At 73.4% G+C, this 13,455-nt stretch carries 14 protein-coding genes; 2 read left to right on the plus strand and 12 right to left on the minus strand.

Annotated features, from left to right (window positions below; translation table 11 throughout):
• Positions 1–19 precede the first annotated feature (19 nt).
• Genes ACGF4F_RS19660 through ACGF4F_RS19670 form a run of 3 tightly spaced genes read right to left on the minus strand, consistent with a single transcriptional unit; the run spans position 20 to position 1,765 of the window.
• Entirely contained in the window at positions 20–454 is a 435-nt protein-coding gene (locus ACGF4F_RS19660; RefSeq protein WP_357439133.1) for a TIGR03668 family PPOX class F420-dependent oxidoreductase, read from the minus strand.
• Positions 455–509: 55 nt separating this feature from the next.
• Positions 510–917 (minus strand): RidA family protein, encoded by a 408-nt coding sequence (locus ACGF4F_RS19665; RefSeq protein WP_357439131.1) that lies wholly within the window; start codon positions 915–917, stop codon positions 510–512.
• Entirely contained in the window at positions 914–1,765 is an 852-nt protein-coding gene (locus tag ACGF4F_RS19670) for an NAD(P)-binding domain-containing protein (RefSeq protein WP_357439129.1), read from the minus strand. Before ACGF4F_RS19670 ends, ACGF4F_RS19665 begins: the two co-directional genes overlap by 4 nt.
• An 80-nt stretch (positions 1,766–1,845) precedes the next feature.
• Between ACGF4F_RS19670 and ACGF4F_RS19675 the strand changes: the two genes are divergently transcribed.
• Positions 1,846–2,799: a LysR family transcriptional regulator gene (locus tag ACGF4F_RS19675; protein ID WP_357439127.1), complete on the plus strand. Its 954-nt coding sequence runs from the start codon at positions 1,846–1,848 to the stop codon at positions 2,797–2,799.
• A 405-nt stretch (positions 2,800–3,204) separates the two neighbouring features.
• Positions 3,205–3,690, plus strand: coding sequence for a hypothetical protein (locus ACGF4F_RS19680; RefSeq protein ID WP_357439124.1), 486 nt, complete (start codon positions 3,205–3,207; stop codon positions 3,688–3,690).
• 191 nt (positions 3,691–3,881) lie between these two features.
• On the opposite strand, the gene ACGF4F_RS19685 is transcribed toward ACGF4F_RS19680, so the two are convergent.
• The 9 genes from ACGF4F_RS19685 to tnpA all read right to left on the minus strand — a co-directional run bounded on the left by ACGF4F_RS19685 (position 3,882) and on the right by tnpA (position 13,435).
• On the minus strand, positions 3,882–6,644 hold the full coding sequence (locus tag ACGF4F_RS19685) for an AAA family ATPase (RefSeq protein ID WP_357439122.1): 2,763 nt from the start codon (positions 6,642–6,644) through the stop codon (positions 3,882–3,884).
• 48 nt (positions 6,645–6,692) lie between these two features.
• The gene (locus tag ACGF4F_RS19690; RefSeq protein WP_357439120.1) at positions 6,693–8,153 is read right to left on the minus strand and encodes a hypothetical protein; all 1,461 of its coding nucleotides are present in this window, start codon (positions 8,151–8,153) and stop codon (positions 6,693–6,695) included.
• A gap of 8 nt (positions 8,154–8,161) precedes the next feature.
• Complete coding sequence (locus ACGF4F_RS19695; RefSeq protein ID WP_357439118.1) at positions 8,162–8,704, minus strand: hypothetical protein; 543 nt, start codon at positions 8,702–8,704, stop codon at positions 8,162–8,164.
• Positions 8,705–8,715: 11 nt separating this feature from the next.
• Positions 8,716–9,291, minus strand: coding sequence for a hypothetical protein (locus ACGF4F_RS19700; RefSeq protein WP_357439115.1), 576 nt, complete (start codon positions 9,289–9,291; stop codon positions 8,716–8,718).
• A 177-nt stretch (positions 9,292–9,468) separates the two neighbouring features.
• Positions 9,469–10,236, minus strand: coding sequence for a polysaccharide deacetylase family protein (locus ACGF4F_RS19705; protein ID WP_357439112.1), 768 nt, complete (start codon positions 10,234–10,236; stop codon positions 9,469–9,471).
• A gap of 9 nt (positions 10,237–10,245) precedes the next feature.
• Entirely contained in the window at positions 10,246–11,136 is an 891-nt protein-coding gene (locus ACGF4F_RS19710) for an alpha/beta hydrolase (protein WP_357439110.1), read from the minus strand.
• A gap of 90 nt (positions 11,137–11,226) precedes the next feature.
• Complete coding sequence (locus ACGF4F_RS19715) at positions 11,227–11,385, minus strand: hypothetical protein (protein ID WP_357439108.1); 159 nt, start codon at positions 11,383–11,385, stop codon at positions 11,227–11,229.
• A 95-nt stretch (positions 11,386–11,480) separates the two neighbouring features.
• On the minus strand, positions 11,481–12,767 hold the full coding sequence (locus tag ACGF4F_RS19720; protein ID WP_357439106.1) for an erythromycin esterase family protein: 1,287 nt from the start codon (positions 12,765–12,767) through the stop codon (positions 11,481–11,483).
• 242 nt (positions 12,768–13,009) lie between these two features.
• Positions 13,010–13,435: an IS200/IS605 family transposase gene (tnpA, locus tag ACGF4F_RS19725; protein ID WP_357439103.1), complete on the minus strand. Its 426-nt coding sequence runs from the start codon at positions 13,433–13,435 to the stop codon at positions 13,010–13,012.
• Positions 13,436–13,455 lie beyond the last annotated feature (20 nt).

Raw genomic sequence — 13,455 nt, forward strand, 5'->3', positions numbered from 1 at the left:
GGAGACGTCCCGGCTCGGTTCACGCCGCCGGGTCCGCTGTTCCCTCGGCGGCCGACCACGCCGACCACCGGGTCACCGTGACCGCGACCACCGGCCCGTCCGGCGGCCGGGCCACGTACTGCGGATACTTGTCGCACAACGCCGCGCGGGCGGCGTCCTCCTCCGCCGGGTCCACCACCACCCGGCCGTGCCCGTCCAGGCGTACCCACCACAGCGTCGACCAGTCCTCGGCGTACTCGTCGACGAGCAGGCAGGCCCGCCCGGTCGCCTGGATGTTCTCCAGGCGCCGTAGCCGGCGGTGGCGCTTGGGTTTGCGGTCCACCGCGTGGTAGACCGCGTCGCCGAGCAGGACGAAGCACACCGGCACCAGGTGCGGGCGGCCGTCGGCGCCGACGGTGGCCAGCCGGGCGACCCGGGCCGAGGCGACCCGCTGCCGCAGGTCGTGGGCGGGCACAGCCCGACCATAGCCGAGCCCGGCCCGGGGGAGGGGCCCATCAGCCGTGACCCGGTCAGCTCCTGGTCACCGCGGCGGTCACCTCGACCTCCAGCACCGCGCCGTCCAGGAACAACCGGTTCACCTCCACCGTGGTGCTGGCCGGCTGGGCGCCCGCGAAGTACCGGCTGCGGACCGCCCCGTAGCCGGCCAGGTCGTCGAGGTCGGTCATGAACGTGCGGACATGCATGACGTCGGCGAACGTGGCGCCGTGCGCGGCCAGCAGACCGCCGATCAGCTCGAAGATCCGTTCGCTCTGGGCGCGTACGTCGCCGGGCGCCACCACGGCGCCGGCGTCGTCCACGCCGACCTGACCGGAGAGCACGAGCAGTGCACCACCCGGCAGGTCGAAGCGGGCGACGTGGGCGAAGCGGTCGCCGTACGGCGCGGGCACGGTCGCGGGGTTGTCCAGGATCACGGTCACGATTGCTCCTTGTCGGGGTGGGTGACGGCCACGCGGTGGACGTCGGTGAGGGTGGCGATGTCGGCGTCCGGCCGGGGCGCGGCCGCCAGCACCGATGCGGCGGCCCGCAGGACCGGCGCCGACGCGTCGCCGAGCGCGTCGAGGGCGAGCCGGGCGTCCTTGGCGGCCAGCGCGATGGCGAACGCGGCCTCGGTGGTGGTCACCCGGGCGACCGCGCCGCCGAGCGGTCCACCGGCGAGCGCTTCGCACGCCGTACGGCGGTCCACGCCGACAGCATCGGCGACGGCCAGGGCGTCGGCCACCGACGCGACCGCGGTGACCAGGGCGGTGTTGAGCACCAGCTTCATGGCCGCGCCCCGGCCGGGGCCACCGCACCGGCGGACCGTGCCGAGGGCCGCCAGCACCGGAGCGACGCGGTCGACGGCCGCCTCGGCGCCGCCGGCCAGGACCACGAGCCGGCCGGCCTCTGCGGCTGCGGCGCTGCCGGCGACCGGCGCGTCCACGAGGCGTACGCCGGGCGGCAGCTGTCCGGCCAGCTCACGAAGGGCGTACGGGCCGATCGTGGACATCTCCACGAGGTGGGTCCCGGGACGTAGGGCGCGGGTTGCCGCGTCGGCGCCGAACAGCGACTCCCGCACGGCGGTCGCGTCCGTGAGCATGGTGATCACCACGTCGGCGTCCCGGACGGCCTCGGCCGGGCTGGCGGCGGCCCGCGCGCCGGCCTCGACCAGTGGCCGCGTCCGGCCGGGGGTGCGGTTCCAGACGGTGAGCTGGTGCCCGGCGACGAGCAGCCGGCGACCGAGCGCGCTGCCCATCGTGCCCGCGCCCAGCAGTGCGATGGCTTCCATGATCCGGAACGTTAGGCGGCGGCCGGCCATGCCACCAGCGAATGTTGAACATGCCAGCCATGCTGAGAGAACATGGCGGAATGCAGCCGCATGCGCTTGAGGTCTTCCGTACCGTCGTCGAGCACGGGTCCATCACGGCTGCGGCCCGGACTCTGCGCTACACCCAGTCGGCGGTGTCCCGGCAGATCGCCGCCCTGGAAGCCGAGACCGGAGCCACCCTGTTCGACCGGCTGCCGCGCGGTGTCGCCCTGACCGAGCAGGGCCGCTGCCTGCTCGGTCACGCCGAGGCGGTGCTCGACCGGCTGGCCGCCGCCCGCCGTGACCTCGCCGCGCTGCGCGACCTGACCGCCGGCCGGCTGCGGGTCGGGGCGTTCCCCACGGCCGTCGCCGCGCTCGTGCCGCGCGCCCTGGCGTCGTTTCGGTCCGCCCATCCGGGGGTCGCGCTCTCCCTGGTCGAGGGGCTGACGCCGGGCCTGTTGGCGGGCCTGCTCGCCGGCGACGCCGACGTGGCCGTGCTGAGCGCCCCCGCCGATCAGCCCCTCGACGACGAGCGGTTCGACCTGCACCATCTGGTCGACGAGGTGCTGCTGGTGGCGGTGCCCCGCACGCACCGGCTCGCCCACCGGCGCACCGTGCGGCTGCGCGAGCTCGCCGACGACGCGTTCATCGCCGGTTCGGCGGACGCCGAGAAGACGCTGCTCCGCGCCACCCTGCCGGCCGACTTCCGGCCGCGGATCGACATCGTCGCCGCCGACTGGACCGGCAAGCTGGGCTGCGTCGCGGCCGGACTGGGCGTCGCGCTGATCCCTGCCCTGGCGGTCCGGGCCGCCCCGCCCGACCTGGCACTGCTCCGGCTGCATCCCGACGACGTCTCCGTCCGGCGGGTGTTCGCCGCCACCGTCGCCGGGCGTAGTCGTCCGCCGGCGGTGCGCCGGTTCCTCGACCACCTCGACACAGCGGCGGCCGGGCTGGAGCTGGCTGGCGGCCGGATGCCGGCGGGTCAACCCGATGATCACCAGCCCGCAGGGGGATAACTCAGGCAGAATGCAACCTTCCGGCTTATATTCGCAAAATGCCCGTAACTTCTTCAAGTGTCATATACTCGACCCAGCGGAACCTGCCCCGGAAGCCCGGTGCAGGCACGCGGGCAGAGCCGATCGGCGGCACCGGCACGGGGTGGTACCAGCCGGGCGGTTCTGCGGCGGCAGGTGTGCCGCCCGGCGCGGTACGACCACCGCCGCTGCGGGCCGGAACCCCTCCGGCCCGCAGCGGCGACAGACGGTGATTTTGGGTGATCACCGCGGCCGGCACGGGTCTCGCCCTCCTACGGGCCCGTGCCGGCCACCTCAGCAAGGGGCGGAGGCGGTGGCGACAGCGACGGGGCGCCGAGAATCTCCCTCACCTCGCCCTGCCGGTCCGGTATGTGAGAGGAGAGGGTGATGTGGAAGCCGCCAACCCCGGCGGAGCAGGAGCTGTGGAACGCCGTCGTGGCTGGCGTCCACGCGGTCAACCGGATGGATCGCGAGGCCTTCGCCGCGGCGGCCGACCGGCTGACCCGGCTGCCCGGAACCTGGGTGCGCCGGGCCCTCACGGGCACCGCCGAGCTGCTGGCCGAGGAGTTCGCCCCGGGTGCGGGTGACCTGTGGCCGCTGGTGGCGTTGCAGGCCGACCGCGTCGGCACCTGGTTCCCGGAGGTGGACGGGCAGCTGCTGGCCGCACTCCTGCCCGGTCGCCACCACCCGCTGGATCCGGCCGTGCCGGATGAGCCCCGGCACGTCATGCACCGGCTGCTGGTGGTCGCCTGCCTGTCGGACGCCGCGCAGGTCGGCGTGGGCGCCTTTGTCGACGTGGCGTTGCGCGGTACGGACGGACGGGCGGCGCGGCCACTCTCCCGGCTGGTGCCCCAGCATCGGACCGGACGGTGAGGGCACGGCGCGCGCCACGACCCGCGGTCGATCTCGCGAGTGCCCGCCGGTCCACCCGGCATCGCGCTCCGTCCTGCGTCGGCCGTTGACGGCACCACCTCGATCATGCCTGCAAGCTTACCCGACAAACACGCCTTAAACGGCGAAAACCGGACATAGTTCCGGCGGATGTCGGCCCGCGGCCGTTCCGGTCAGCTGGAGATGGACTCCGGCGGTGGCGCCGGCCTGCCCATGGCCGCGCCGAGCTCGGCGCGGCTGGAGATGCAGAGCTTCCGATACACCCGGGCGAGGTTGGCCTCGACGGTCTTCGGGCTGATGAACAGCGAGTCGGCGATGGCCCGGTTGGTGCGGCCCTGGGCGGCGAGCCGGGCCACCCGTTCCTCCGTGGCGGTGAGCACGGTCGGCGCCGGCGTACGCCGGCCGATCCTGGCCAGCTCCAGCTGGGCCCGCTCGGCGAAAGCGACGGCGCCCAGGGCGGTGAACTCGGCAGCCGCCGCGTCGAGCGCCTCGCGGGCCTCCCGGCGGCGGCGGGCCCGGCGGTGTGCCCGGCCGGCGACCAGCAGGCAGCGGGCCCGGTCCAGCGGCAGCACGTCCACCGGCACGCTCGCCCGCGCCGCGACGAGCGTGGCCAGCGCCTCGGCCGGGTCGGCTCCGGTGGCGCTGTCCACCAGCACCCGGCTGCGGGCAAGGCCGAGGGTGGTCCACGGGCGGCCCAGCCGGGCGTGCCGCTCGGCGAGGCGGACCAGCGCGGCGCGCGCGGTCTCCAGGTCACCGGCACCGACGCACGCCTCGATCCAGTCCGGCTCGAAGCGCTGCGCGAGCGGCTCGGCGATCCCCGAGCCGTCCAACTCGGCGACGAGTGCCCCGTACGCGGCGGCGGCCTCGGCCATCCGGCCGGCGGAGAGCGCCACGAACCCGGCCAGCTGCAGGTGGATCCGCCGGCACCAGGCGTCGTCGAACTCGTCGGCCCGGCGCAGCCCGCCCTCGGCCACCGCGCCGGCCTCGGCGAGCCGGCCCCGGTAGGCGTCCAGCATGCCGGCCAGCCAGGTCTCGCCGACCAGGCCGGTGCCGAGCTGCTCGCCCAGCTCGCGGGCCGCCGCGATGTGCTCCCCGGCCGCGTCGAACCGGCCGGCCAGCAGCTCGGCCTCGCCCAGGTGGGTGAGCATCTCGTGCTGCCACGGTTCGTCGCCGCGCGCCACGGCCCGACCCAGCATGTGGTGCAGCCGCGCCCTGGCCCGCTCATGATCGTCCGTGGCCTTCCACCAGATCGCCGGAATCGACCCGGCGAGCCAGGACGGTTCACCGGCCTCCAGGACCAGCGCCCGGTCGAGCAGTTCGGTCCGGGCCGGACGCCCGGCGCGTACCTCGTGGAAGAACAGCAGCAACAGCGCGGCGGTGAGCAGCGGACGGTGCTCGTCCCGGTCGGACAGGTGCGCGATGGCGGCCTCGGCGTGCCGGCGGGCGGGCTCCGGAGCGTCCTGGAACAGGGTCAGGTGCGTGTGGATGCGTCCGGCCAGGTCGTGATGCCCCTCGGCCGCGGCCAACGCACGCCGGGCGAGGGATACCGCGCCGGTGAGGTCGTCGACGCACCAGGCGACCATGGCGCGCAGCAGCAGGGCCTCCGCGTGCGCCGCGCCGGTCAGCTGTCCGGCGGCGGCGTCCGCCGCCGCACCGGCCGCCGCGTAGTCGCCGCTGTCGATCCGGCACTGCACCGCGTCCAGGCGCCGCCGGTCCCGATCCGCCGCGGCCGTCGGGGGCGTGAGGTCGGCGGCACGGTCGTACCACTCGGCGGCGACGGCGGGAGCGCCCCGGGAGTGTTGGCGTGCGGCCGCGGCGGCCAGTTCGGCGGCGAGCGCCTCGTCCGGCGCCACCGTGCACCGGGCGAGCTGCCGCGCCCGCTCGTCCGGGTCGGACACCGCCTCGGCCAGCACACCGTTGAGCCGGCGCCGGACGCCGGACGGGATGCTCTCGCGCACCGCGGCGGCGTACAGCGGGTGGGCGAAGCTGATCCGCCTCGGCGTCACGCTCAACAGGCCAGCCTCCTCCGCCGCGTCGAACGCGTCCACCGGCACGCCGGCCGCGTGCAGGTCCGGCAGGGTGGGCACGCTCAGCAGCGCGGCCAGGCGCACCGCGTCACGGCTGGGCCGGGGCAGTGCCCGCAGGGCGTCCGCGAGCAGTTGACGCATCGACGACGGCACCGGCAGGTCCTCGCCCGGCCGCGGTGGCCGGGGCAACCGCAGCACCGCCCGGGCCAGCTCGATGGCCAGCAGCGGGTTGCCCCCGGCGTCCCGGGTGATCCGGGCGAGCAAGGGGCGGCTGAGCGTGCCCCCGAGCCGCGCCTGCACGATGCGGTGCAGCGCCGCCGGGCCCAGCGGCGGCACGCCGATCCGGGTGAGCCGGCGGTCGCCGGCCCGGTCGTCGTCGAGCCCGAGCGGGAGGGCGGGCGCCCCGGCCGCGTCGGTACGGCGGGTGAGTAGGGTGGCCGGCCAGCGGGCAAGGCGGCGCAGCGCGAACCGCAGGGCCCGCTCGCTCGGCGGATCGAGCCAGGGCGCGTCGTCGATGGCGAGCAGCACCGGCACCTCGCCACCCGTCGCGGCCTCGAACAACGAACGGGTGGCCGCCCCCACCGCCCGCTCGTCGATCGCCTCGTCGTGGTCGGCGGACAGCAGCACCACCTCGGCGGCGATCCGCTGTGGCGGGGGCAGGGCCGCCACCCGGCCGGCCAGCGGCCGCAGCACGTCGGCCAGGGCCGCGTACGGCAACACGGCCTCGGCCTCGGTCGGCGCGCTGGCCAGCAGGACCCAGCCGGACCGCTCGGCCCGGGCGACGACGGCCCGCCACAGCGCGGTCTTGCCGATGCCACTGGGGCCTTCCAGGAGCGCCGACGCCCCGCCCACCAGCGCTCGCCAGGTCTGCTCGAGGGTCGCGTCACGGCCGACGAGGGAGGCGTCCATGGCGGGATGATGGCACAGCCGTGCCATCCCGCCGAGCGATGTGGTCGCTCACTTCGGCGCGTGTCCGCACACCGCCACGTTCGGGATGACCTCCTCGTTGCGGTAGACGTCGGCGCTCCAGCGCGGTCCGCTCGCCGCCACGACGGGTGGGATCGTCGGCGCTCTACTCGGTGTCAACAGGCTGAGGATCTTGTTGATCACCTTCACCACGGGTTCGAGGATCCGGTAACCGACGCCGAAGACGGCCTTCACTCCGATGCCCACCCCCCGGCACTGCGCGTACGGCGCGCCGAGGGCGGAGCCGAGCGTCGAGCCGTACGACGTGGTCAGCTCGAAGTAGACGCCGGCCGTGAACAGGAAGGCGCTGAGGCCGACGGTGAACCGGACGCCGTGGCGGATGACCAGGCCCATGACCCCGACCGGTACCCCGGTGAGCGAGTTGAGCAGACTCTTGCGGCGCTGGAACTGCTCGGTGACGCGCGGCCCGACGCTGCCGTTGACGTAGCCGAAGCCGAGCTTGCCGGCCAGGGAGTATTCACCCGAGCCCTTGACCGTGCCCGCCTTGGCGCCGAACGCGGTGGCGACCTCGAGGGTCTGGCTGACCGTGAACGAGAGCGGGATCCCGATCACCTGACCGATGGGGAAGGAGATGTCGACCGGGATCGGGAACACCTTCTTGTGGTTCTGCCCGTCCTGGATGCCACCCTCGAAGTCGACCTTGATCCCGAACCCACCGCTGATCTCCAGCTCCGCCCGCGTCACCTTCCCGGCGCCGATGGCGAGGTGGAAGGCGGCGTCCGGTCGCTTGAAGGTGAGCGTGACTGTGCCGACGAGCCGGACCCCTCCGTCGTCGTAGGCGAAATGGGCGCCCACGCCGTCGGAACAGCAGCTGGAGTACACCTGGTAGCCGTGGGTTCTCGTGCCGACCCGGCCACCCCGCTGCGGGGGTGGTTGCACCGGCGGGTCGGACGACCCGAGCAGCGGCGGCCGCCGCACCGGGCGGCTCCGGCCGAAGGTGCTCGGTGGCGTCGGCTGGTCCTCGGCCCACGACGGCTCGCCGGCGGGGTAGGTGACCGGATCGTCGAGGGTGACGCCCTGTTTCTCGAAGGTGCCGTCCCGGATGATCTCGGTGATGTCCACCGGGCCGATGGTCACCAGCAGGTCACCGCCGTCCTCGGCGATGTCCAGCACCCGGCCGACGCCGCGGCCGGTGATGAACATGACCTTGCCGGGTTCGAGCTGCCGGGCGTTCCTCGCGGCCGCGTCGATGCGCCAGGTGAGCCCGTCGGCGGTGACCGAACGCACCGAGCGGCCGCCCCCGCCCACCAGGACGACGTCAGGTTGCAGCGTGACCCCGGAAGCGGGTGCCGGCGCGGCACCGTAGCGCAGGTCCGCGTCGCCCATCGTCGCGTCGGTTCGCACCGCCGGCCGGAGACTGTCACAGCCGGTCAGCGCGATCAGGACCGCGACGGCGGCGGCGAGCAGGGCCCGCCCTCGACGGGGTCGCATCGACCACCTCACATCCGCCCGGCGACGACGCGGGCGAGGCCCTCCAGCGGCTTGCGGTTCTCCGCCGGGTCGTTGAGCCGTACCAGCCGGACCGCCACCCACACGTCGGCCTTCCTGATGAAGAACGCCTCCAGCGTGAGGTGGGCCTCGTCCGCCACCCCGGACAGCGGCCGCACCTCGTGGCCGAGGTCGCGCTCGATGTCGAGGTACTTCTTCGCGCCGTCACCGACGTACACCTCGACCTGTGCGGTCGGGCCGGTGACCGGTGCGGTGTAGGTGCAGCTCTCCCGGACCGCCACCGCGTCGTCCACCGGCGTGCCGGCCAGTTTCTCCGCGTCCGCCTTGGACACCAGGGTGCAGGCGTCGGGCAGCGCGGAGGCCGGGCTGCTCTCCTCGCCCGCCGGGCTGTTCTCCCCGGTTGCCGGCTCCGCCGCGGTCGTCGGGGCCGGCTTGCCGCCCGCGGCGGGCTTGTCGTCCGAGCCGCCACAAGCGGTGGGCAGCACGAGCGCGACCACGGCCACACCGAGCACCGCGAGGTGTCTGCCACGCATCTGGATCCCCCTCACTCCGGCAGCGCGTCGAGCAGTTGACGCAGCTTCTGCTCATAGGTCGCGACGTCCATGCTGAAGCTGCTCATGATCATGGTGTAGCTGCCCTTGGGGCTGACCACGACGGCCTCTCCCGCGATGTCCTTGGCGGCGAGGTACGACCGGTCACCGAGGTCCACCACCTTGTCGTACTGCTCGCCGGCCTGCTCGTGCTGGTAGTCGTAGGTCGTCGCACCGGCGAACTCGGACGCCATGGTGATGGTGAGGCTGGCGACGCCGTTGCCGTCGCCGAACGCGCAGTTGCCCTGGTCCTTCATCGGTTTGCCGAGCAGTTCGGACACCCGGTCGGCGGTGAAGGGGCACGTCGGCACGGAGTCGGCGAGCTTGCCGAGGTCGTCCGATCTCGCGTCGACCCCCGAGCCGGTGCCGTTCGACGCGGAGGAGTCGGCCGAGCTGTCGCAGGCAGCGGGTACGAGCAGGGCGAGCAGCAGCAGCGGCAGCAGCCGCCGCCCTCGGGGGGCACGGGCTCGGGCGCGTGGTGCGGCGGGACGCCCCGCGGGGCGGACCGACGCGAACAGGTGACGGGCCATGCGGTCGACGCTATGGCGCGGGGGCCGCCGGGTAATCGGGTGATTCCCTACGCCGTCACGAATCGGCCCTGGCGCCGGCTGCCCGCACCGGCGCCAGGACCAGCGCATGATCCCGCTGCGGCCGGCGGCCACCGCCGTCGCCCCAGGGAGGCCGGCGAGGCCACCCGACAACGAGCATCAGGTCAGCAGCTTCTTCATCGACACGGCGTGCAGACCCCGCTGGCGCAGCCCGTCGAGGATCGGCCCGATGGCGGCCAGCGTGTCCCGGTGGCCGAAGTGCAGGCTGACGATCGAACCCGGCCGGACCTGGCTCATCGTGGTCCGGACCACCAACGGTGCACCCGGGTCAGTGTGGTCGAGCGAGTCGACGTCGTACGACACGCACGTCGGATAGCCCACCCGGCTGGCCTGGGCGCGGACCATGGCGTTGGCGTGCTGGGTCTGCGACGGGCGGAACCAGACGCCGATCGAGCCGGTGAGCTGCTTGATCCGCTGGGCGCACCGGTTGATCTCAGCGAACGCCTCGCCCGGGGTCAGCCGGCTGATGTCGGCATGGTTCTCGGTATGGTTGCCCAGCTCATGGCCGCCGTCGAGGACTCGCCGCGCCATCGCGGGCTGGTCGGCCAACCACGTACCGACCGCGAAGACGGTGACCCGGGCGTCGGCCCGCTCCAGTTCGGCCAGCAACTGGCGGGCGAGGGCGGGCTCCCCCTGGCCATGGAAGGTCAGCGCCACGTTGGGCCGGTCCCGTGGTCCGCTGCTGATCTCCCCCGGTAGGGCGGGAGGAGCGGAGGCCCCGGCGGCCGACGGGGGCGGGGAGGCGGGCGGCGACGTGGCCGACCGGGCGACCGACGGTCGGCGCGCCGGGTTACAGCCAGCCAGTCCGACAAGTCCGGCGGCCGCAGTGGCGGCGGCGCGCAGCGCGCCGCGGCGATCCGGTGACACTCCGCGATGCTAAGCCGCCGCCGGAGTGATGGAGAGGAAATCGAGGAGGCGGCGTGCGGTCTCCGCGGGCGCTTCCTCGGCGAGGAAATGCCCCGCCGGCATCGGGCCACCGTGCACCTCGTCCGCCCACTGCCGCCAGACCATCAGCGGCTCGTACCGGCCGGCGAGGAACCCGGTGCCGCTCCACAGCGCGAGGACCGGGCAGCTGATCCGCCGCCGGCCGCGGTCGGCCTCGTCGTGCGCGACGTCGAGGGTGATCGACGCCCGGTACTCCTCGCAGACGGCGTGGACGGTGTCGGGATGCCGGAACGCGTCGACGTAGGCGGCGCGGATGTCGGCCGGGAAGGCCTCCGGCTGGTCGGACCACGCGTCGAGCATGTGGTTGACGATGACGTCGGGGGCCTGGGCGATCAGCCGTTCGGGGACCGGTTCCGGGGCGGACAGAAAGGACCAGATCCAGAAGCCGCGGGTGAACTCCCGGTCCACGTTGCGGTAGGTGTCCGCGGTCGGGATGACGTCGAGCACCGCGAGCCGGGTGACCGCCCGCGGACGGTCCAACGCCATCCGGTACGCGCACCGCGCGCCCCGGTCATGGCCGACCACGCTGAACCGGTCGTACCCCAACTGCGCCATGACCTCGACCTGGTCGCGGGCGATCTCCCGCATGCTGTACGGCGCGTGGTCCGGGCCGGTCGGCGGTTTGCCGCTGGCACCGTACCCGCGCAGATCGGTGGCGACCACGGTGAACCGCTCGGCGAGCGCCGGCGCCACGTGCCGCCACATCAGGTGGGTCTCGGGAATGCCGTGCAGGAGCAGGACCGCTTCCCCCTGGCCGCCGCGACGTCCGTGGATCGTCGTACCGCTGCTGGCGAGGTCGAATGCCTCAAAACCGTCGTACATCAGGACCTCCGCGTCGGGCGGCAGGAGCGGTGCGCCGCACGACGGCGGCGCCGGGCGCCTCTGCCCGGCACCGCCGCGAGCGAGCTGATGTCAACCCTTGGCCTGCCGCTTGGCTTCCTGCGGATTGGCGCCCTTGTTGACCTTGTTGAGCGCCTGCCGCAGCTGGCCCTCGGTCATCTTGGAGTTGCCCTCGATGCCGGCGTTGTGGGCCTGCTGGCGCAGGTCGTGAAGCTTCTCGCGATCGGCCATGTCAGCCTCCCGTGTGCTCAAGAGCCTGAAGCGACTCCGGTTGGAGAGATCTGCGTTCCCGCAGCCCCTGGGGTCAAACGGTCGGCCGCGCGGGATCAGACGCCCGAGGGGTACGTCTCGGGCTCGGCGAGGGCGGTGGGCCGCAGGCGCAGCGGCCGGACCGCCTGGGACTCGTCGATCCAGCAGAACGCGTCGTACCGGTCGCCGAGCACGGTGGGGACGTAGTTACCGAAGCTCTCCCGTTCCGGGTGGTAGACGACGCCGATCGCCCGGTGGTCGAGTTCGTCAGTGAGCAGATCCAGCGGCTCGTCGCCGGGGAACACGAACAGGGCCTGCGCCGGCGCGGCGCCGTGCAGGACCTCCTCCAGCGAGTGCCGGCGGCCCGGCGGCACCGGCATCACCTCCATCGGCGCACCCCAGGCGTCGCCCGCGACCACGGTGCCGTGGTGGGTGCCGAAACCGACCAGCACGACCTGGTCGGCCCCGTACCGTCCGCGGGCGAGCTGGCCGATGTTGACCTCGCCCGCGTCGGTCATGTCGGTCGCGCGGGCGTCCCCGACATGGGTGTTGTGCGCCCAGACGACCCCCTTCGCCGCCGGCCCGTAGTGCCGCAGGAGGCGGTCGAGGCTGTCGTCCATGTGCCGGTCGCGGACGTTCCACGACTCGCGGCCACCGCGCGCCATGGTCCGGTAGTAGCGCTCCGCCCCGGCCACGACCTCCGCGTTCTGCCAGGCACCGAAGCGGCCCGCGCCGTCGGCGGCGGCCCGCTCGCGCAGCCCGACGAGCAGGTCGACGACCTCGTTCTCGCAGTTCGTCGGCACCAGGCGGGTGGCCAGCGCGTACTGCTGCGCGTCCTCCTCGTACGGCTGGAAGCAGCCGTACGCCGCCAGCGCCGCCGGTACCTGCTCCGGGTCGTGCTCGCGCAGGTAGACGAGGATCTCGCGCAGCGACTCCCACAACGAGTACACGTCCAGGCCGTGGAATCCGGCGCGGTCGGGCTCGTCCACCCGCTCGTTGCGGGTGCGCAGCCAGCGGGTGAAGTCGACGATCTCCTCGTTGGCCCACATCCACGTCGGCCAGCGCTCGAAGGTGGCCAGCGCGTCCCGGGGGTCCGCCGGTGCGTCGGGCCCGCAGCGGACGCTGCGGTCCACCCGGTCGCAGTCCGGCCAGTCGCCCTCGACGGCGACGAACGAGAAATCCTTCTCCTCGATCAGCCGGCGGGTGATCCACGCGCGCCAGGTGTAGAAGTCGTGCGTGCCGTGGCTCGCCTCGCCCAGCATCACCACGCGGGCGTCGCCCACCCGGTCCAGCAGTGCGTCCAGGTCTCCGGGGTCGGCCAGCGGCGCCGCCAGGCCGACGACCTCGTCGTCGTAGCGTCCCATGGGCGGGCGGTACCCGTTGCGGTAGCAGCCATGCGAGGCCGCCCACCCCGAGTTCGGCGCGCCGCCCGCCGCAAATCCGGCGCGCCGGCCGTGGCTCATGTGGACCCAACAGGACGGAAAGTACAGGCGGTGACCTTCCGCCGAAGTGATTACCAAGACAAGCCGCGGTGCGCCGTCCTTAAGGGCGGTGGTGAGTCGGCTTTCCGATTCCGGGTGGTCGAAGGCCGCGAGGGCTCTTGGCGTCATCTCGGCTGGTCGGGGCGGTTCTGCTGTTCGATGTACTGGCGCAGCACTGACAGCGGCGCGCCGGCGACGGAGCCGGCGAAGTAGGAGCCGGCCCACAGCCGGACGCCGCGCCAGTAGTAGCGGCGGATCTCAGGGAAGTCGCGGCGCAGGTAACGTGAGGACACGCCCTTGAGGGAGTTGACCAGTTTGGACAGTGTCACCTTGGGTGGGAAGTTGACCAGCAGGTGGACGTGGTTGTCGTCGCCGTCGAACTCGACCAGCTCGCACTCGAACTGTTCGCACACGTCCCGCATCACCTGTTCGAGGTAGCGCAGGTGTTCGTCGGTGAAGACGGGCGCCTGATACTTCGTAACGAAAACCAAATGGGCGTGGAGCAGGAAGAGACAGTGTCTGCCGGTGCGAACCGGGTGATCGATGGCCATGAAACCAACTGTAGGATTGG

The sequence above is a fragment of the Micromonospora sp. NPDC047740 genome (genome assembly GCF_043204735.1).
Taxonomy (GTDB): Bacteria; Actinomycetota; Actinomycetes; order Mycobacteriales; family Micromonosporaceae; genus Micromonospora.